Annotated in this window: 17 protein-coding genes; 10 read left to right on the plus strand and 7 right to left on the minus strand. The window is 55.4% G+C overall.

Going from position 1 to position 18,828, the window contains the following annotated elements; translation table 11 throughout:
* Window positions 1-27: 27 nt before the first annotated feature.
* Together yidA and BJ887_RS20560 are read right to left on the minus strand one after the other, a co-directional pair.
* A complete protein-coding gene (gene yidA, locus BJ887_RS20555) occupies window positions 28-840 on the minus strand; it encodes a sugar-phosphatase (protein ID WP_032679289.1) in 813 nt (270 codons plus the stop codon).
* Between the two features lie 113 nt (window positions 841-953).
* Window positions 954-1,979 carry an NAD(P)-dependent alcohol dehydrogenase gene (locus BJ887_RS20560; protein WP_044865921.1) on the minus strand — a complete coding sequence of 342 codons (1,026 nt, stop codon included), beginning with the start codon at window positions 1,977-1,979 and terminating at the stop codon, window positions 954-956.
* Window positions 1,980-2,088: 109 nt separating this feature from the next.
* Between BJ887_RS20560 and BJ887_RS20565 the strand changes: the two genes are divergently transcribed.
* Entirely contained in the window at window positions 2,089-3,036 is a 948-nt protein-coding gene (locus tag BJ887_RS20565; RefSeq protein ID WP_121340356.1) for a LysR family transcriptional regulator, read from the plus strand.
* Window positions 3,037-3,070: 34 nt separating this feature from the next.
* Here the strand turns inward: BJ887_RS20565 and gyrB are convergent, their stop codons facing one another.
* The 4 genes from gyrB to dnaA all read right to left on the minus strand — a co-directional run bounded on the left by gyrB (window position 3,071) and on the right by dnaA (window position 9,234).
* The gene (gene gyrB, locus BJ887_RS20570; protein ID WP_020882753.1) at window positions 3,071-5,482 is read right to left on the minus strand and encodes a DNA topoisomerase (ATP-hydrolyzing) subunit B; all 2,412 of its coding nucleotides are present in this window, start codon (window positions 5,480-5,482) and stop codon (window positions 3,071-3,073) included.
* Window positions 5,483-5,510: 28 nt separating this feature from the next.
* On the minus strand, window positions 5,511-6,584 hold the full coding sequence (recF, locus tag BJ887_RS20575; protein WP_025202644.1) for a DNA replication/repair protein RecF: 1,074 nt from the start codon (window positions 6,582-6,584) through the stop codon (window positions 5,511-5,513).
* 147 nt (window positions 6,585-6,731) lie between these two features.
* Window positions 6,732-7,832, minus strand: a complete 1,101-nt coding sequence (dnaN, locus tag BJ887_RS20580; protein WP_014167956.1) for a DNA polymerase III subunit beta — start codon at window positions 7,830-7,832, stop codon at window positions 6,732-6,734.
* A gap of 4 nt (window positions 7,833-7,836) precedes the next feature.
* Window positions 7,837-9,234 carry a chromosomal replication initiator protein DnaA gene (gene dnaA, locus BJ887_RS20585; protein ID WP_020882755.1) on the minus strand — a complete coding sequence of 466 codons (1,398 nt, stop codon included), beginning with the start codon at window positions 9,232-9,234 and terminating at the stop codon, window positions 7,837-7,839.
* Window positions 9,235-9,834: 600 nt separating this feature from the next.
* On the opposite strand from dnaA, the gene rpmH reads away from it, so the two are divergent.
* The 9 genes from rpmH to BJ887_RS20635 all read left to right on the plus strand — a co-directional run bounded on the left by rpmH (window position 9,835) and on the right by BJ887_RS20635 (window position 17,354).
* Entirely contained in the window at window positions 9,835-9,975 is a 141-nt protein-coding gene (gene rpmH / locus BJ887_RS20595) for a 50S ribosomal protein L34 (protein WP_000831330.1), read from the plus strand.
* Window positions 9,976-9,991: 16 nt separating this feature from the next.
* A complete protein-coding gene (gene rnpA, locus BJ887_RS20600; protein ID WP_014172301.1) occupies window positions 9,992-10,351 on the plus strand; it encodes a ribonuclease P protein component in 360 nt (119 codons plus the stop codon).
* Window positions 10,315-10,572 carry a membrane protein insertion efficiency factor YidD gene (gene yidD, locus BJ887_RS20605; protein WP_001307474.1) on the plus strand — a complete coding sequence of 86 codons (258 nt, stop codon included), beginning with the start codon at window positions 10,315-10,317 and terminating at the stop codon, window positions 10,570-10,572. Before rnpA ends, yidD begins: the two co-directional genes overlap by 37 nt.
* Before the next feature lie 2 nt (window positions 10,573-10,574).
* Complete coding sequence (gene yidC / locus BJ887_RS20610; protein WP_014172300.1) at window positions 10,575-12,218, plus strand: membrane protein insertase YidC; 1,644 nt, start codon at window positions 10,575-10,577, stop codon at window positions 12,216-12,218.
* Window positions 12,219-12,290: 72 nt separating this feature from the next.
* A complete protein-coding gene (mnmE, locus tag BJ887_RS20615; RefSeq protein WP_014172299.1) occupies window positions 12,291-13,655 on the plus strand; it encodes a tRNA uridine-5-carboxymethylaminomethyl(34) synthesis GTPase MnmE in 1,365 nt (454 codons plus the stop codon).
* Window positions 13,656-13,766: 111 nt separating this feature from the next.
* Entirely contained in the window at window positions 13,767-14,942 is a 1,176-nt protein-coding gene (locus tag BJ887_RS20620; protein WP_020882757.1) for an MFS transporter, read from the plus strand.
* Entirely contained in the window at window positions 14,911-15,882 is a 972-nt protein-coding gene (gene yidZ, locus BJ887_RS20625) for an HTH-type transcriptional regulator YidZ (protein WP_020882758.1), read from the plus strand. Before BJ887_RS20620 ends, yidZ begins: the two co-directional genes overlap by 32 nt.
* A gap of 122 nt (window positions 15,883-16,004) precedes the next feature.
* Entirely contained in the window at window positions 16,005-16,751 is a 747-nt protein-coding gene (locus BJ887_RS20630) for a 4'-phosphopantetheinyl transferase superfamily protein (protein WP_014172296.1), read from the plus strand.
* Window positions 16,752-16,787: 36 nt separating this feature from the next.
* Window positions 16,788-17,354, plus strand: coding sequence for an NADPH-dependent FMN reductase (locus tag BJ887_RS20635; RefSeq protein ID WP_020882759.1), 567 nt, complete (start codon window positions 16,788-16,790; stop codon window positions 17,352-17,354).
* Window positions 17,355-17,441: 87 nt separating this feature from the next.
* Here the strand turns inward: BJ887_RS20635 and adeP are convergent, their stop codons facing one another.
* Window positions 17,442-18,779, minus strand: a complete 1,338-nt coding sequence (gene adeP / locus BJ887_RS20640) for an adenine permease AdeP (protein ID WP_025202716.1) — start codon at window positions 18,777-18,779, stop codon at window positions 17,442-17,444.
* Window positions 18,780-18,828: the final 49 nt, after the last annotated feature.

An 18,828-nucleotide genomic window follows, 5' to 3' on the forward strand; every position in this document is an offset into this window, starting at 1 on the left:
ACCGAGGCTGATGAGCGTGAAACGCTGTTACTGCAGAACAAATTTCTCGATCGCGTAGGCAACGCCGTCTTCGAGGTTAGATTTGGTCACGAAATTGGCCACGTCTTTCACCGACGGGATCGCATTGTCCATTGCCACCCCCATGCCCGCATATTCAATCATCGCAATGTCGTTTTCCTGATCGCCCAGCGCCATGATCTCGTCCGGTTTGATGCCCAGCGTATCTGCCAGCGATTTCACACCGGTGCCTTTATTGACGCGTTTATCCAGGATTTCGAGGAAGTACGGCGCACTTTTCAGCACGGTGTATTTCTCTTTTACCTCAGCCGGAATGCGCGCAATCGCTTTATCCAGGATGTCAGGCTCATCAATCATCATCACTTTCAGGAACTGGGTGCTCGGATCCATTTTCTCAGCTTCGCAGAACACCAGTGGGATCGTCGCGACATAGGATTCATGTACGGTGTAATAGCTGATATCACGGTTAGCGGTATAGAGCGTATTGCGATCGAGCGCGTGGAAATGGGAACCGACCTCGCGGGACAGTTTTTCCAGGAACAGGTAATCGTCATAGTTCAGCGCGGTTTGCGCCACCGTGCTGCCATCCGCCGCCTTCTGTACCAGCGCACCGTTATAGGTAATGCAGTAATCGCCCGGCTGATTCATGTGCAGCTCTTTCAGGTAGCTGTGCACGCCCGCATACGGACGACCGGTGGTCAGTACCACATTCACGCCTTTTGCGCGCGCAGCGGCAATCGCGTTTTTAACGGCTGGAGAAATAGTGTGGTCTGGCAGCAACAGCGTGCCGTCCATGTCGATAGCAATAAGTTTGATAGCCATAGGGTCCCCGGGATAAATGAGTGCTGCCTCATGCTAACGCGATTAAGCCCACAAAAATAGAGCTACATTGCGCAACAAAAGCCCCCTTTTACGCCTGTCCCGGGGATAACGGCTTACTCGCGGGTGAGGACTATTTTGCCAAAAGCACCGCGGTCGAGGTGTACAAGCGCCTCTTCAAGCTGGTTAAAACGGTAGCGGTGTTCAATCACCGGTTTCAGCCCCGTGACATCGACTGCGCGGACAAAATCTTCCAGCGCACGGCGGTGCCCGACACCAATCCCCTGAATCACAGGTGATTTCAGCAAGAGTTCGCTGGCAGGCAGCGAGATTTCACTCCCGGCCAACACGCCAATGACGGATATGCGCCCGTGAACGGCAACGGCCCGCAGGGAATGTCTCAGGTTCTCCCCGCCAACGGTTTCAATAATATGGTCAATACCGCGATCCTGCGTCAGCGCGTAAATCTCGTCAGCCCAGTTCCCTTTAAGCCGGTTGATGCCCCGATCGGCACCGAGCGTTTTAGCCAGCGCCAGTTTTTCATCACTGCCCGACGTCACAAAAACTTCTGCACCGTGTGCTTTGGCGATTTGCAACGCGAAGATTGCGACACCGCCTGTGCCTTGCACCAGCACCGACTGTCCGGCACGTAATTGTCCGCGCTCCACCAGTGCAAACCATGCGGTAAGCCCCGCGCAGGGTAAGGTGCTGGCCTCTGCGTCATCCAGCGTTTCCGGGGCGGCCACCAGCCAGTTTTCACGCATGATCACGTATTCAGACAGCATCCCCTGGAAGTAACCGCCCAGCGTCTGGTAGGGCAAATTGCGGGCGTCGCCTTTCGGTTTACCGTCTACCCACTCCGGAGAGAAGGTGGAGATGACGCGAGCACCGGGTTTAAAGCGGGTAACGCCTTCACCCGTACTGTCCACCACGCCAGCCATGTCAGATGCCGGAGTAAACGGGAAGGAGAGCGCGATCGGCATGTTGCCTTCGATGACCATTTTATCGCGATAGTTGAGCGCAACAGCGTTCACCCGCACGCGCACTTCACCCGGGCCCGGCTGGGGAACAGGCGCCTGAGTGAGTCTGAGGTTTTCACGCCCAAGGGCGTCCATTGACCAGCGTTGCATCATCTCTGTCATCTTTTTCTCCTGTTATCAAATGCACTTCAGTACTGACAGTCTAACGTTGACTCATGGTCGCCAGTGGCGATACATTTTCCCACTATTGATTCCTGAAGAACGACAATCCATGACCGATACGCTGAAGGATATTCCCGTTTTTGTCGCCGCCGTAGAGGCAGGCAGTTTTGCTCAGGCCGCGGTGCGTTTGCATTTGTCGCGCTCGGCGGTAGGGAAAAGCATTGCTCGCCTTGAAGCGCGGCTGGGAGTGCGCCTGTTTCAGCGCACAACGCGTAGCCAAAGCCTGACCGATAACGGTGCCCTTTTTTATGAACGTTGCCTGCGAGCACTCCAGGAAATCCGTGGCGCGGAGTCGCTGCTGGAAACAGGGAAACATCAGGTGAGTGGCCGCCTGCGTGTTGCCATGCCGGTGCTGTTTGGTCGCCAGTGCATCGCCCCGCAGCTGATAGCCTTGACGCAGGAGCATCCTGCCCTTGAGCTGGAAATGTCATTCAGCGATCGCGTAGTGGATATCGTCGAGGAAGGGTTTGATATGGCGGTGCGAAACGGCGCACTGCCGGACAGCACCATGCTGGTCGCCAGACGCCTGGGGGAACACCGAATGGTGCTGTGCGCCGCGCCGGAATACCTGAGAAATAACGGCCAGCCTGAAACCGTTGCCGATTTACGCCAGCATAAGGCCATTAACTACCTGCGTGCCGGCAGGGTGTTACCGTGGGAACTGGCGGACCACGAAGGAACATCGCACACCCTAATTCCCCGTTCATCCCTCAATATGGACGATCTGCAGGCTATCTGCGACGCAGCGCTGGCCGGGCATGGTATTGCATGGTTACCCTGCTGGATGGTGCGCAAAGAGCTGCAGAATGGAAGGCTCATCCCACTCTTAAAACAGGCACCGGATGTGCGTTTCGACGTTCACGCGGTCTGGCAGCAGACGCCGCATCTGCCCCTGCGAGTCAGGATTGCGGTCGACATGCTGGTCAGCCGGTTACCGTCAGTCCTGTCGCTGGAGCTGGATGCTGATAATTCTGCGCCCACAAAAAAGCCGCGCTAAATTGCGCGGCCTCTGACTTGCGGTGTAACAACCCTTAGATATCGATATTCGCCGCTTTCAGGGCGTTCTCTTCGATAAAGGCACGACGTGGTTCAACCGCATCGCCCATCAGGGTTGTGAACAGCTGATCGGCTGCAATCGCATCTTTAACGGTCACGCGCAGCATACGACGGCTTTCAGGATCCATGGTGGTTTCCCACAGCTGATCCGGGTTCATTTCACCCAGACCTTTATAACGCTGAATAGACAGACCACGACGGGACTCTTTCACCAGCCATTCCAGCGCCTGCTCGAAGCTTGCTACCGGCTGACGACGTTCACCACGTTCGATAAATGCATCGTCTTCGATAAGACCACGGAGCTTCTCACCCAGCGTACAGATACGGCGATATTCCGGACCGGTCACAAACTCGTGCTCCAGGGGGTAATCGGTATCTACGCCGTGAGTACGCACGCGCACAATCGGTTCGAACTGCTGCTGAGCGTTCTGCTGGACATCAAACTTCCACTGGCTGCCGTGCTGCTCTTTCTCGTTCAGCTCGGTTACCAGGGTGTTCACCCAGCGGGTAACAACCTGTTCATCGCTCAGATCGGCTTCCGTCAGGGTTGGCTGATAAATCAGCGCCTTCAGCAGCGATTTAGGATAACGACGCTCCATACGACCAATCATTTTCTGTGCCGCGTTAAACTCGGACACCAGACGCTCCAGCGGCTCACCGGCCAGTGCAGGGGCGTGAGAGTTCGCATGCAGGGTCGCACCATCAAGCGCGATCGCGATTTGGTACTGATCCATCGCTTCGTCGTCTTTGATGTACTGTTCCTGTTTGCCTTTCTTCACTTTGTACAGCGGTGGCTGTGCAATGTAAACGTGGCCACGTTCAACAATTTCTGGCATCTGACGATAGAAGAAGGTCAACAGCAGCGTACGGATGTGCGAGCCGTCGACGTCCGCATCGGTCATGATGATGATGCTGTGGTAGCGCAGTTTGTCCGGGTTGTACTCGTCACGGCCGATGCCGCAACCGAGCGCGGTGATCAGCGTTGCCACTTCCTGAGAAGAGAGCATCTTGTCGAAACGGGCCTTCTCTACGTTGAGGATTTTACCCTTCAGCGGCAGGATAGCCTGATTCTTACGGTTACGGCCCTGCTTCGCAGAACCGCCCGCGGAGTCCCCTTCCACAAGGTACAGTTCGGACAGTGCCGGGTCGCGTTCCTGGCAGTCAGCCAGTTTGCCTGGCAGGCCAGCTAAATCCAGCGCGCCTTTACGACGGGTCATTTCACGGGCTTTACGCGCCGCTTCACGGGCACGTGCCGCATCGATAATTTTGCCAACCACGATTTTCGCGTCTGACGGGTTTTCCAGCAGGTATTCGCTCAGCAGTTCGTTCATCTGCTGTTCAACCGCCGATTTCACCTCAGAAGAGACCAGCTTGTCTTTAGTCTGAGAGGAGAACTTCGGATCCGGTACCTTCACGGAGACAACCGCAATCAGGCCTTCACGGGCATCATCACCGGTGGCGCTGACTTTCGCTTTCTTGCTGTAGCCTTCTTTGTCCATGTAGGCATTCAGGGTACGGGTCATTGCCGCACGGAAGCCCGCAAGGTGAGTACCGCCGTCACGCTGTGGAATGTTGTTGGTGAAGCAGTAGATGTTTTCCTGGAAACCATCGTTCCACTGCAGCGCCACTTCCACGCCAATACCGTCTTTTTCGGTAGAGAAGTAGAAGATATTCGGGTGAATGGGCGTTTTGTTCTTGTTCAGATACTCAACGAACGCCCGGATACCGCCTTCGTAGTGGAAGTGGTCTTCTCTGTTGTCGCGTTTGTCACGCAGACGAATCGAGACACCGGAGTTCAGGAACGACAGTTCACGCAGGCGTTTCGCCAGAATCTCATATTCGAACTCGGTAACGTTGGTGAACGTTTCAAGGCTCGGCCAGAAACGCACCATGGTACCGGTTTTGTCGGTGTCACCCGTAACAGCCAGCGGTGCCTGCGGCACGCCGTGCGTATACAGCTGACGGTGAATTTTGCCTTCGCGCTGGATAACCAGCTCCAGTTTCTGCGACAGGGCGTTAACCACGGACACACCTACACCGTGCAGACCGCCGGAAACTTTATAGGAGTTATCATCGAACTTACCGCCTGCGTGCAGAACGGTCATGATAACTTCCGCAGCCGATACGCCCTCTTCCGGGTGAATACCGGTTGGGATGCCACGACCGTCATCGGTGACGGAGACGGAGTTGTCCGCATGGATCGTGACCACGATGTCTTTACAGTGACCCGCGAGCGCTTCGTCGATAGCGTTATCTACCACCTCGAATACCATGTGGTGCAGACCGGTGCCGTCATCCGTGTCGCCGATATACATACCCGGGCGCTTACGCACCGCATCCAGCCCTTTCAGGACTTTGATACTGGAGGAGTCATAAGAATTCGACATCAACGTTTCTCGCTCATTTCAACTTGGGTTAATCCGTTATTTTACCCTTTTCCACGGTAAACATCTTCGAATTTTCGTCCGACATGTCTATAACGTGTTCAGCGCTAATCGCACTGACGAAAACCTGTGACTGCGTGGCTTTTAAGCGGCTGGCAAGCAGCCCGCGCCGCGCGTCGTCAAGTTCCGAGGCAAAATCATCTATCAGGTACAGGCAGCGTCGCCCGCTCTCGCGGGTCAAAAACTCTCCCTGCGCCAGGCGCAGCGCGCACATCAAAAGCTTGAGCTGCCCACGCGACAGCGTGTCTTCCACCGGCGCACCGTCGGCACGAATGCGGAAATCCGCCTTGTGCGGGCCATGTGCGGTGTAGGTCAGCATGCGGTCGCGCTCGAAATTTCTCTCTAACACTTCGGCATAATCTGTCTCTTTCTCCCAGCCGCGCTGGAAGGAGAAGGTGAGAGAGAATTCAGGTAAAAACTGTTTGCAGGTGTCGGCCATATCGTCGGCGATACCCGCGCTGTATTCGGCACGCCAGCAGCTGATTTGTTCCGCAAGGGGAATTAATTCCTTGTCCCACGGGCGCAGCTGGGCGTAGCGTGTCACCTGGCGCAGTGCAGCGTTACGCTGCTTAAGCAGGCGCTTCAGGTTGCTCCAGGCGTTAAAGAAACCGGCTTCGTTGTGAAAGCATCCCCAGTCAAGGAAGGCTCTTCTGTATTTGGGGCCGCCATTGAGTAAAGTAAACCCCTCCGGCGTAATCAGCTGCATTGGCATCAGCAGCGCGAGCTCAGCCACTTTGTGGCCGTCAGTACCGTCGATACGAACCTTGCTGTCGCCCTGCTTGTCTTTGGTCAGACCGATGGCCGTTTCACGCTCCTCGCCCTGCAAACGCCCGTGCAGAACAAAGGCTTCCTGTTCGTGGCGAATGACGCGGCCAATTTGCAGACTGCGAAACGCCCGTCCGTGGCCGAGCGTGTAGATGGCCTCAAGCACGCTGGTTTTGCCGCTGCCGTTCGCGCCAACCAGGAAATTAAAGCCAGGGGATAAAGCGAGATCCGCGTTTTCGATATTGCGGAAATCTTTAATTAAAAGGCGCGTCAGTGACATATCTGGATTTCTTCGGGCCAGGGCGTAATCGGCTCAGCCCGTTTCAACGCGGACTGCACGCAGACCCTGGCGCGTACACAAAGTACGAGACAGGGACGAGCACAGCCCGGGTTGAAAAAGGCAAGTAAGATAGCCCGATAGCGTTCACTACAGCCTCATCGGCATGACAACGTAAGCCGCACTTTGGCTGGCCGCATCTTCAATCTGTACACTCGAAACGGAGTCGGTCAGCAGAATGCGAACGTTTTCGCATTTAAGCGCGTTCAGCACATCCAGCACATAACTGACGTTAAAGCCGATTTCCATCTCAGTCCCGGCATAGGTGACGTCCAGAATCTCTTCTGCCTCTTCCTGCTCCGGGTTGTTGGCGGTGATTTTGATCTGATTTTCGCTCACATACAGACGCACCCCGCGGAATTTCTCATTAGAGAGAATCGCGGCGCGGGCAAAAGCCTGCTTGAGGCTGTCGCAACCTGCTTCCAGCGTTTTGTCCGGGTTCTTCGGCAATACGCGGCGATAATCCGGGAAACGACCGTCAACCAGCTTCGATGTGAAGACAAAATCACCCACATGAGCACGGATGTTATTGCTGCCGATCTGCACGCGCAGTGGCGTATCACCACCGTCGAGCATACGCATCAGCTCAATCACGCCTTTACGCGGTACGATCACCGAATGGTTTGGCAGCGAGTCGCCAATGGGCATGGAACAGACTGCCAGTCGGTGACCGTCGGTAGCCACGGTACGCAGCTCTTCACCTTCGGTTTCGAACAGCATGCCGTTTAAGTAGTAACGAACGTCCTGATGCGCCATTGAGAACTGCGTGGCTTCAATCAGACGCTTCATCGTTGCCTGCGGTAGGGTGAATTCAACTTCACTCTGCCAGTCGTCCAGGTTCGGGAAGTCCGCGGCAGGCAGCGTCGAGAGCGAGAAACGGCTACGGCCAGAGCGCACCAGCATACGGTCGCCTTCCAGCTGCACGGCAATTTCAGCGCCTTCCGGCAGCCCGCGGCAGATATCAAAGAATTTACGTGCCGGAACAGTGGTCGCGCCCGCTTCATGCGGCTGAGACAGCGTAACGCGCGCGATCATTTCCATTTCCAGATCTGTGCCGGTCAGCGACAGCGTACCGTCCGCGACCTGAAGCAGCAGGTTTCCGAGAATTGGCAGCGTTGGGCGGCCACCTAATGGGCCACTCACCTGTTGCAGCGGTTTTAATAAATGTTCACGTTCAACGGTAAATTTCATAGCGTCACGATGATAATGTTCTGATTAAATTGGAAAAATCTTCTTTTATGTCGTGGCTTTCTTCGCGTAACTGCTCAATCTTACGACAAGCGTGCAGCACGGTCGTATGGTCACGGCCACCAAACGCATCGCCGATCTCCGGCAGACTGTGGTTGGTTAACTCCTTTGCCAGCGCCATCGCCATCTGACGCGGACGCGCCACCGAGCGGGAACGACGTTTAGACAGCAAATCTGCCACTTTGATTTTGTAGTACTCGGCCACCGTCTTTTGAATATTGTCGATAGTGACCAATTTTTCCTGCAGTGCCAGCAAATCGCGCAGCGCTTCACGCACAAAATCGATGGTGATCGCACGGCCGGTGAAGTTGGCATTGGCAATCACGCGGTTCAGTGCCCCTTCAAGTTCACGGACGTTGGAGCGCAGACGCTTGGCAATAAAGAACGCCACTTCACCCGGCAGGCGAATGTCGTTTTCATCGGCTTTCTTCATCAGGATCGCGACGCGGGTTTCCAGTTCCGGTGGCTCGATCGCCACGGTCAGGCCCCAGCCAAAACGGGATTTCAGACGATCTTCAACGCCGTTGATCTCTTTTGGATAACGATCCGACGTCAAAATGATCTGCTGATTACCTTCCAGCAGCGCATTAAAGGTGTGGAAAAACTCTTCCTGGGATCGTTCTTTGTTGGCAAAGAACTGGATGTCATCGATAAGCAGTGCGTCAACAGAACGGTAGTAGCGTTTAAACTCTTCGATCGCATTGTTTTGCAGGGCTTTTACCATGTCCTGAACGAAGCGCTCGGAGTGCATATACACCACTTTCGCATTTGGCTTACGCGCCATAATGCCGTTGCCTACCGCATGCAGAAGGTGCGTTTTACCCAACCCCGTGCCGCCATAAAGGAACAGCGGGTTGTAGGCACCACCGGGGTTATCTGCAACCTGGCGTGCCGCCGCGCGCGCCAGCTGGTTCGATTTACCTTCAACGAAGTTATCGAACGTGTGTTTAACATTGACGTTAGAACGGTAGGTTTGCTCTGCCGGAGCAGGCACGTTGTCCCAGCCCGAACGGGTCGCCGGAAGGGCGCGCGGTGCCGGAGCGGGGGCTGCCTGAGCAGGTATTGCCACATTTACCGTTTCACGCACGGTCTGCGTGACCGGTTTTGTTCCCACTTCAAAGCGTAGCTGTGGCGCATCGGATCCGCAGAAATCATTCAGCAGTCCATTGATGTTATTAAGGTACTTGTCCCTTACCCAATCGAGCACAAAACGGTTTGGCGCATACAAAGCCAGCGTGTTATCGCTCAGTTCCGCCTGCAAGGGGCGGATCCACATACTGAATTCTGTGGCTGGTAACTCATCCTGCAATCGGGCAAGACACTGCTGCCAAAGCGAAAGTGACACGGCGGACTCCACTCGAACAATAAAAGAAAACTATTGAATATTCATGATTGTTGGCGCACATCGACATGACCCTGTGCAAAAGGGTGATGTGCGAACCGCTATCTGCGGTTATACCCGGCCAGGATCGCTGGATCCCGATCGGGACCGCGGATCATAGCCTAAACTGAGCCAGAGATCTTCTGTTTCTCACAGATTCTTCCCGATTTATCCACAGGAAGATCGGAAACCGGGTAAGTGTAAACGATCCTGAGGCGAGTACCCTACGATTTAGCCCGCATATTGGAAAAATTAATGAGCACAGACAATTTCTTGCTTAAATGATCTAACGAAGATCCGGGACGATCCTTGCGCTTTGTTTGGGAGGCCGTATAATCCTCGACCCGGCGCGTGGTGCTCATCTTCCTGCGTCGTCCGTTGCTCATTTTCCACGCGAAAACGTGCGGAAATACGCGGGAAATAAGGAAAGAGAATTGACTCCGGAGTGTACAATTATTACAATCCGGCCTCTTTAATCACCCACGCTGAGGCGTTAGTCGTTCGAAACTCGTTCGGGTATACGCAAAAGTCAGTGAATTTTTTCAAGTTTAGGTAGAAATCGCCATGAAACGCACTTTTCAACCGTCTGTACTGAAGCGCAACCGTTCTCACGGCTTCCGTGCTCGTATGGCTACTAAAAATGGTCGTCAGGTTCTGGCACGTCGTCGTGCTAAAGGCCGCGCTCGTCTGACCGTTTCCAAGTAATAAAGCTAACCCCTGAGTGGTTAAGCTAGCATTTCCCAGGGAGTTACGTTTGTTAACTCCCACTCATTTCACTTTCGTCTTCCAGCAGCCACAACGGGCTGGCACGCCGCAAATCACCATCCTCGGCCGCCTGAATTCGCTGGGGCATCCCCGCATCGGTCTTACTGTCGCCAAGAAAAACGTTAAGCGTGCGCATGAACGTAATCGGATTAAACGTCTGACGCGTGAAAGCTTCCGTTTACGTCAGCACGAACTGCCTTCAATGGATTTCGTGGTGGTGGCTAAAAAAGGGGTTGCCGACCTCGATAACCGTGCTCTCTCGGAAGCGTTGGAAAAATTATGGCGCCGCCATTGTCGCCTGGCTCGCGGGTCCTGATAGCCCTCATTCGGGTCTATCAACGCCTGATTAGTCCGCTACTCGGGCCGCACTGCCGTTTCACGCCAACATGCTCAAGCTACGGAATTGAGGCATTGCGCAGGTTTGGAGTGATAAAAGGCAGTTGGTTGACGGTGAAACGCGTATTAAAATGCCACCCTTTACACCCAGGTGGAGACGATCCCGTCCCGCCAGGACCCTTTGATACCAGAGAACACTAACGATGGATTCGCAACGCAATCTTCTTATCATCGCTTTGTTGTTCGTGTCTTTCATGATCTGGCAGGCATGGGAGCAGGATAAAAATCCTCAACCCCAGCAGCAGACCACGCAGACTACGACCACCGCAGCGGGTAGCGCCGCCGACCAGGGCGTACCGGCCAGTGGCCAGGGGAAACAGATTACGGTTAAGACCGATGTGCTTGAGCTGACTATCAACACCCGTGGTGGTGATGTTGAGCAGGCGCTGCTGTTGACCTACCCAAAAGAGCTGAAGTCTAACGAACCGTTCCAGTTACTGGAAACCACGCCTGAGTTTATCTACCAGGCTCAGAGCGGCCTGACCGGTCGTGATGGCCCGGATAACCCGGCTAACGGTGCGCGTCCACTGTACAACGTCGAGAAAGAGACCTTCGTACTGGCTGATGGTCAGAATGAAATCGCTATCCCGATGACCTACACCGACGCCGCGGGCAACACCTTCACCAAAACCTTCACCCTGAAACGCGGTGAATATGCGGTGAACGTGGGCTACAGCGTTCAGAACACCGGTGCGAAACCGCTGGAACTGTCGACCTTTGGTCAGCTGAAGCAGTCCATCAATCTGCCGTCTCACCGTGACACCGGAAGCAGCAACTTTGCGCTGCATACCTTCCGTGGCGCGGCGTACTCTACGCCTGATGCGAAGTACGAGAAATACAAATTCGACACCATTGCCGATAACGAAAACCTGAACGTCAGCGCTAAAGGCGGTTGGGTGGCAATGCTGCAGCAGTATTTCGCCACTGCGTGGGTGCCAACGAACGACGGTACTAACAACTTCTATACCGCGAACCTGGGTAACGGTCTTGCAGCCATTGGCTACAAATCTCAGCCGGTTCTGGTACAGCCGGGTCAAACCGGTAAGCTGGCAAGCACCCTGTGGGTCGGTCCGGAAATCCAGGACAAAATGGCTGCCGTTGCGCCGCACCTGGATCTGACCGTGGACTACGGCTGGTTGTGGTTCATCTCTCAGCCGCTGTTTAAGCTGCTGAAGTTCATCCACAGCTTCCTGGGTAACTGGGGCTTCTCCATCATCGTTATCACCTTCATCGTACGTGGCATCATGTACCCGCTGACTAAAGCGCAGTACACCTCCATGGCGAAGATGCGTATGCTGCAGCCGAAGATTCAGGCAATGCGTGAGCGTCTGGGCGATGACAAACAGCGTCAGAGCCAGGAGATGATGGCCCTGTATAAAGCAGAGAAAGTGAACCCACTGGGTGGTTGCTTCCCACTGCTGATTCAGATGCCAATCTTCCTTGCGCTGTACTACATGCTGATGGGTTCCGTTGAGCTGCGCCACGCGCCGTTCGCCCTGTGGATCCATGACCTGTCTGCACAGGACCCATACTACATCCTGCCGATCCTGATGGGCGTAACGATGTTCTTCATCCAGAAGATGTCGCCGACCACCGTGACCGACCCGATGCAGCAGAAGATCATGACCTTTATGCCGGTCATCTTCACCGTGTTCTTCCTGTGGTTCCCGTCAGGTCTGGTGCTGTACTATATCGTCAGCAACCTGGTGACCATTATCCAGCAGCAGCTGATTTACCGTGGTCTGGAAAAACGTGGCCTGCATAGCCGCGAAAAGAAAAAGTCCTGATTCGGTAAGTTAACGCTAAAATAAGGGCGGTCGATTGACCGCCTTTTTTATTTGTATTGAACGAGACCAACCATGAGCCATAACGACACTATCGTCGCCCAGGCAACCCCACCGGGACGCGGTGGTGTAGGCATTCTGCGTATCTCCGGCCTGAAGGCCCGCGAGGTCGCCGAAGCGGTGCTGGGTAAACTGCCAAAGCCGCGCTACGCTGATTATCTGCCGTTTAAAGACACTGACGGCACGCCGCTGGACCAGGGCATTGCGCTGTGGTTCCCGGGCCCGAACTCCTTTACCGGAGAAGACGTGCTGGAGCTGCAGGGCCACGGTGGCCCGGTCATCCTCGACCTGCTGTTAAAACGCATTCTGACGCTGCCGGGCCTGCGCATTGCAAAGCCAGGTGAGTTCTCCGAGCGTGCCTTCCTGAACGATAAGCTTGACCTCGCACAGGCAGAAGCAATTGCTGACCTGATCGACGCCAGCTCCGAGCAGGCAGCCCGCTCCGCACTGAACTCGCTTCAGGGCGCGTTCTCGGCGCGCGTGAATCATCTTGTGGAAGCACTTACTCACCTGCGTATCTATGTCGAAGCGGCTATCGATTTCCCGGATGAGGAGATCGACTTCCTCTCTGACGGTAAAATTGAAGCTCAGCTCAATAGCGTGATGGCCGATCTCGACGCGGTGCGTGCCGAAGCACGTCAGGGTAGCCTGCTGCGCGAGGGGATGAAGGTCGTGATTGCGGGCCGCCCTAACGCCGGTAAATCGAGCCTGCTCAACGCCCTGGCGGGCCGTGAAGCGGCGATCGTCACCGACATCGCCGGTACCACCCGTGACGTGCTGCGTGAGCATATTCATATCGACGGTATGCCACTGCACATCATCGACACGGCAGGTCTTCGCGACGCCAGTGACGAAGTAGAGCGCATCGGTATCGAACGTGCCTGGCAAGAGATTGAGCAGGCTGACCGCGTGCTGTTTATGGTGGACGGTACCACGACCGATGCCGTTGATCCGGCGGACATCTGGCCAGACTTTATTGCCCGCCTGCCGGCAAAACTGCCGATCACCGTGGTGCGTAACAAAGCGGATGTGACCGGCGAAACGCTGGGTATCAGTGAAGTGAATGGCCACTCACTTATTCGCCTGTCGGCCCGTACCGGTGAAGGCGTTGACGACCTGCGCAACCATCTCAAACAGAGCATGGGCTTTGATACCAGTATGGAAGGCGGCTTCCTTGCGCGCCGTCGTCACCTTCAGGCGCTGGAAGACGCGGCACGCCACCTCGATCAGGGGAAAGCGCAGCTGCTTGGCGCATGGGCGGGTGAACTGCTGGCGGAAGAGCTGCGTCTGGCGCAGCAAAATCTGAGTGAGATAACCGGCGAATTTACCTCGGACGATCTGCTGGGACGGATTTTCTCGAGCTTCTGTATCGGCAAGTAATTACCGCTGATTAAGGGTGATTTCCTCCCGGGAAATCACCTTTGTCCAAATGGCAACTCGCCTAATCCCTTTTATCCCCCTATTCTGCTTGCCTGCATCTATGGGGGGTTTATGGCTCGTTTTCTGTTTTGTAGTTTTGCGCTGGTTCTGCTCTATCCATCGGGTATTGATATGTATCTGGTGGGGCTGCCGCACATTGCCCGCGATCTGGGTGCCAGCGAGGCGCAGCTGCATATTGCGTTTTCGGCCTATCTCGCCGGGATGGCATCATCGATGGTATTTGCCGGGAAAATCGCGGATAAAGCGGGTCGTCAGCCCGTGGCCATTACCTGTGCCATCATCTTCGCGCTGGCGTCAATGCTCTGCTCCCTGGCCCAGGACAGCACCCTGTTCCTGACAGGACGCTTTATCCAGGGGATAGGTGCCGGTGGCTGTTATGTGGTGGCCTTCGCCATCCTGCGCGATACCTTAAGCGCCCAGCGCCGTGCCAAAGTGCTTTCCATGCTCAACGGTATTACCTGCATCATTCCGGTGATGGCGCCGGTGGTGGGCTATCTGATCATGCTGAAATTCCCGTGGCAGAGCCTGTTCTGGACGATGGCGGCCATGGGCGCGCTGGTCTTTATCCTCTCGATCACGGTGCTGAAAGAGACCCATCCAGGCTCGCAAAACGCAGGCCATACGGCAACCCTTCATCCGGCCGAGACGCTGCTAAACCGCTTTTTCCTGAGTCGCCTGGCCATTACCACACTGAGCGTGGCGGTGATCCTGACGTATGTAAACGTTTCCCCGGTGTTGCTGATGGAGACCATGGGATTTGATCGCGGTGAGTATTCCACCGTGATGGCACTCACCGCGATGGTCAGTATGGCCGTCTCGTTCTCGACGCCGTTCGCACTGAATATCTTCCGTCAGCGCACGCTCATGCTAACCTCTCAGGTGCTGTTCCTCGCTGCGGGGGGGATTCTGGCGACCACCAGCACACACGCGCTGATGCTGGTAGGGATTACGCTGATTTGCGCCGGCTTCTCTGTCGGCTTTGGCGTGGCGATGAGTCAGGCGCTTGGCCCGTTCTCGCTGCGCGCGGGTGTGGCAAGCTCGGTGCTGGGTATTGCGCAGGTCTGCGGTTCGTCGCTGTGGATATGGCTGGCGGCGGTCATCGGCCTTAATGCGCTCAATATGCTGATCGGGATTCTGATTGGTTGTAGCATGCTCTGCATCACCTTACTTATGGTCATCCAGCCCGCGGCCCATTATGAAGAAGCCAATCAGCAGTCTCGATCTTAACCTGTTGTTGTGTCTGCAGCTTTTGCTGCAGGAGCGCAGCGTAACCAAAGCCGCGAAACGGATGAACGTAACCCCGTCCGCGGTAAGTAAATCGCTGGCGAAACTGCGCGACTGGTTTGACGATCCGCTGTTTGTGAAAACACCGTTAGGCCTGCTGCCGACACCGCTGACGATGAGCCTGGAGCAGGATCTGGCCGACTGGATGCAGATTGGCAATCAGATCCTCGATAAATTCCATCATGACTCCCCGGGCGGGCTGACGTTCGTGCTGGCCGCGGAAACGCCTCTGATGTTGATCCGTTTTAATGCCCTGCTCGAGCAGGTCAATCAGCGCTATCCACAGGCCACGGTAAAGATGCGCCACTGGGATTACGACTCGGTGGATGCCATTACGCGCGGAGAAGTCGATCTTGGCTTCACGGGCCGTGAAACGCATCCGCGCTCCCGCGAGCTGTTGAAGCTCATGCCGTGGTTTATCGACTACGAAATTCTGTTCAGCGACCGTCCCTGCGTCTATTTGCGCGAAGATCATCCGGCTCTTCAGGAGGAGTGGAACCTGGAGACTTTCCTGCGCTATCCGCATATCAGCATCTTCTGGGAGCGCAGCGACACCTGGGCGCTTGATGAGGTGCTCAGAGAGATGGGACGTGAGCGCAATATCGCCATGAGCCTGCCCGGTTTCGAACAGTCGATGTTTATGGCGGCGCAGCCCGGCCATAACTACATCGCCACGGCGCCACACTACTGCCATCACTATAATCAACTCCACCAGCGTAAGCTGATCGCCCTGCCCATTCCCATTGATGAAGCCCTGGCTGAAAAACTGACCGTTCCTTTCACGCTGATCTGGCATAAACGAAACAGCCATAATCCGAAAATCCTCTGGCTCCGTGAGACAATCAAAGCGCTATATGCCGCTCCAGCGCTTATTTTTGCCTAAGAAAATGTAAAGTTGGGTCCTCAGGCTTCTCTTACTCCCATTTACTGATTAAAACAGAAGGCAAGTTAAGCGATAATCATGTAACCGTTTAACCGAATACGACCATTATCAAGGAGCGAAAAATGGCAACGCACTTTGCAAGAGGGATACTGACAGAGGGACATCTCGTATCGGCCAGAATTTCATCCGCGTGTCACCAGGAAGCACGTAAACTGCCGGAGCATCGCCGGACGCGGTTTTTGGCATCCCGCGCGCTTCTCGCTGAGCTGATGTTCATGCTGTACGGCACCAGTGAACTGCCGGATATCCTCACCCAACCTGAAGGGCGCCCGGTCTTTGCCGACCCGGAGCTGCCGCGTTTCTCCATTGCCTATACGGGCAATATCATTGGCGTCGCGCTCACTACTGAAGGGGATTGCGGCCTGGACATGGAGCTTCAGCACGCAACCCGCGGCTTCCACGGCGCGAACCCGCACGATGACTACCCGCTTTCCAGTAATGAAAAGCTGTGGGTGCGTAACCAGAACGATCCCATCGAGGCCAGAGCTCAGCTCATTACCTTACGCCAGAGCATTCGAAAGCTCTGTGGCTGTGCATCAGACGACGCCAGCCTGCTGCAATTGCTTCCAGGCTCCGGACGTCTGCGTTCCGCTAAAGCCACGCTGGTAGAGGCGCTCAGCGATGCCGAAGACGTACTGATTTGGTCCATCGCGGTGACCCCCGCCATCGAACGATTGAAAATCTGGGAATTTGACAGTCAACACGGATGGAGTAGCCTTCCGGATGTGCCCGAGCGAGCCAACGAACCCGCCGCGCGCCTGATGAGATTAACCAGTTTACCGGCAGAAAAAGCATATACCCTTAGCTGATCCATTCAGGGTCATCATGATGAAACAGGAGTAATCATGTCTGATACGTTGAAAGTTGTTACGTTACTGGGAAGCCTGCGCAAAGGTTCATTTAACGGGATGGTTGCCCGCACGCTGCCTCAGCTGGCACCGGCAGGTATGGACATTAGCGCCCTGCCATCGATTGGCGACATTCCGCTTTACGACGCGGATGTGCAGCAGGAAGAAGGGTTTCCACAGAGCGTAGAAGCGCTTGCAGAGCAGATCCGCCAGGCCGACGGCGTGGTGATTGTTACGCCTGAATATAACTACTCCGTCCCGGGTGGCCTGAAGAACGCCATTGACTGGTTATCCCGTCTCCCGGAGCAACCGCTGTCGGGTAAACCGGTGCTGATCCAGACCAGCTCTATGGGCGCGATTGGCGGGGCACGCTGCCAGTACCATCTGCGTCAGATCCTGGTCTTCCTGGATGCGATGGTAATGAACAAACCGGAATTTATGGGGGGCGTGATTCAGAACAAGGTCGACCCGCAGACGGGTGAGGTGGTGGATCAAAGTACGCGTGACCATCTTTCTGGCCAGCTGACCGCGTTTGGTGATTATATTAAGCGAGTGAAAGCTTAAACGTAGCCTGATGCCCTCACTCTGGCCCTCTCCCACAGGGAGAGGGCGAAAACACAAAAGCCCTTTTCGTCGAAAAGGGCTTTCTGTTTATTTGGCATCAATAAAAACAATCTTCAGCACAAACAGCAGCGCCACAATGATGACGCACGGGCTGAGGTCGCGGAAGCGACCGGTACCAATCTTCATGACGCAGTAGGAGATAAAGCCCAGCGCGATACCTTCGGTGATCGAGAAGCTAAACGGCATCATCACCGCGGTAATAAACGCAGGCACCGCTTCGGTTAAATCATCCCACTTCACACGCGACAGGCTGGAGGTCATTAACACCCCCACGTAGATCAGCGCGCCGGCTGCTGCATACGGAGGCACCATGCCCGCCAGCGGCGACAGGAAGATCACCAGCAGGAACAGGATACCCACCACAACCGCCGTCAGACCGGTACGGCCACCCACAGAGACACCTGAAGAGGATTCAATGTAAGCGGTAACAGACGATGTACCGATAAACGCGCCGGTGACAGAGGAGACACTGTCAACGAACAGCGCCTGCTTCATGCGCGGGAATTTCCCATTCTCATCCGCCAGGCCGGCTTTGTCGGTCACGCCAATCAGCGTACCGGAGGAGTCAAACAGGTTAACCAGCATGAAGGAGAAAATCACGCCCGCCAGACCCAGGTTCAGGGAGCCAGCCAGATCGACGTGCCCAATGACGGTAGACACGCTCGGTGGCGCGGAGACAATCCCTTTGTACTGCACATCGCCCAGCATCCAGCCCAGCAGCGTGGTGACCACGATGGAAACCAGCACGGCCGCATGAATATTGCGCGAAGCCAGGATAGCGATGATAAAGAAGCCCAGCACGCCCAGCAGCACGTTGTGCGAGGTCAGGTGACCGATGCTCACCAGCGTGTCCGGGTTAGCCACGATAACGCCTGCGTTTTTCAGACCCATCATGCCGATAAACAGACCAATACCGCTGGTAATGCCCACGCGCAGGCTCACCGGAATATTGGCTATCATCCAGTAACGTACGCGGAAAATGGTCAGCAACAGCAGGCCAACCGCGCCCCAGAAGATAGCGCCCATGCCGACCTGCCATGGCAGACCCATCGCCTGGACGACCACGAACGCGAAGAAAGCGTTCAGACCCATTGCCGGGGCCAGCGCCACGGGCAGGTTAGCGAACAGACCCATCAGGATACTGCCCAGCGCAGCGATCAGACAGGTGGTCACGAAGACGGCGCTGGTGTCCATGCCAGCAACGCCCAAAATTTGTGGGTTAACAAAAACGATATAGACCATCGTCAGGAAGGTGGTGAAACCGGCGATCACTTCGGTGCGTGCCGTTGTGCCGTGCTCACGCAGTTTAAACACGCGCTCAAGCAGACCCTGACCAGATGTCTGGGTAGTGTGTTGTTGACTCATCATCAATTTCCGAACAAGGAGGGAAAATTCGTCGCTATCCTATACCAAA

It is taken from the genome of Enterobacter sp. WPR_3_1 (genome assembly GCF_003635055.1).
Lineage (GTDB): Bacteria > Pseudomonadota > Gammaproteobacteria > Enterobacterales > Enterobacteriaceae > Enterobacter > Enterobacter ludwigii.

Excerpts from the sequence above, each read along its gene's own strand:
- yidA (WP_032679289.1), bottom strand. The coding sequence starts at position 840 with ATGGCTATCAAACTTATTGCTATCGACATGGACGGCACGCTGTTGCTG.
- BJ887_RS20560 (WP_044865921.1), bottom strand. The coding sequence starts at position 1,979 with ATGACAGAGATGATGCAACGCTGGTCAATGGACGCCCTTGGGCGTGAA.
- BJ887_RS20565 (WP_121340356.1), top strand. The coding sequence starts at position 2,089 with ATGACCGATACGCTGAAGGATATTCCCGTTTTTGTCGCCGCCGTAGAG.
- gyrB (WP_020882753.1), bottom strand. The coding sequence starts at position 5,482 with ATGTCGAATTCTTATGACTCCTCCAGTATCAAAGTCCTGAAAGGGCTG.
- recF (WP_025202644.1), bottom strand. The coding sequence starts at position 6,584 with ATGTCACTGACGCGCCTTTTAATTAAAGATTTCCGCAATATCGAAAAC.
- dnaN (WP_014167956.1), bottom strand. The coding sequence starts at position 7,832 with ATGAAATTTACCGTTGAACGTGAACATTTATTAAAACCGCTGCAACAG.
- rpmH (WP_000831330.1), top strand. The coding sequence starts at position 9,835 with ATGAAACGCACTTTTCAACCGTCTGTACTGAAGCGCAACCGTTCTCAC.
- yidD (WP_001307474.1), top strand. The coding sequence starts at position 10,315 with ATGGCGCCGCCATTGTCGCCTGGCTCGCGGGTCCTGATAGCCCTCATT.
- yidC (WP_014172300.1), top strand. The coding sequence starts at position 10,575 with ATGGATTCGCAACGCAATCTTCTTATCATCGCTTTGTTGTTCGTGTCT.
- mnmE (WP_014172299.1), top strand. The coding sequence starts at position 12,291 with ATGAGCCATAACGACACTATCGTCGCCCAGGCAACCCCACCGGGACGC.
- BJ887_RS20620 (WP_020882757.1), top strand. The coding sequence starts at position 13,767 with ATGGCTCGTTTTCTGTTTTGTAGTTTTGCGCTGGTTCTGCTCTATCCA.
- yidZ (WP_020882758.1), top strand. The coding sequence starts at position 14,911 with ATGAAGAAGCCAATCAGCAGTCTCGATCTTAACCTGTTGTTGTGTCTG.
- BJ887_RS20630 (WP_014172296.1), top strand. The coding sequence starts at position 16,005 with ATGGCAACGCACTTTGCAAGAGGGATACTGACAGAGGGACATCTCGTA.
- BJ887_RS20635 (WP_020882759.1), top strand. The coding sequence starts at position 16,788 with ATGTCTGATACGTTGAAAGTTGTTACGTTACTGGGAAGCCTGCGCAAA.
- adeP (WP_025202716.1), bottom strand. The coding sequence starts at position 18,779 with ATGAGTCAACAACACACTACCCAGACATCTGGTCAGGGTCTGCTTGAG.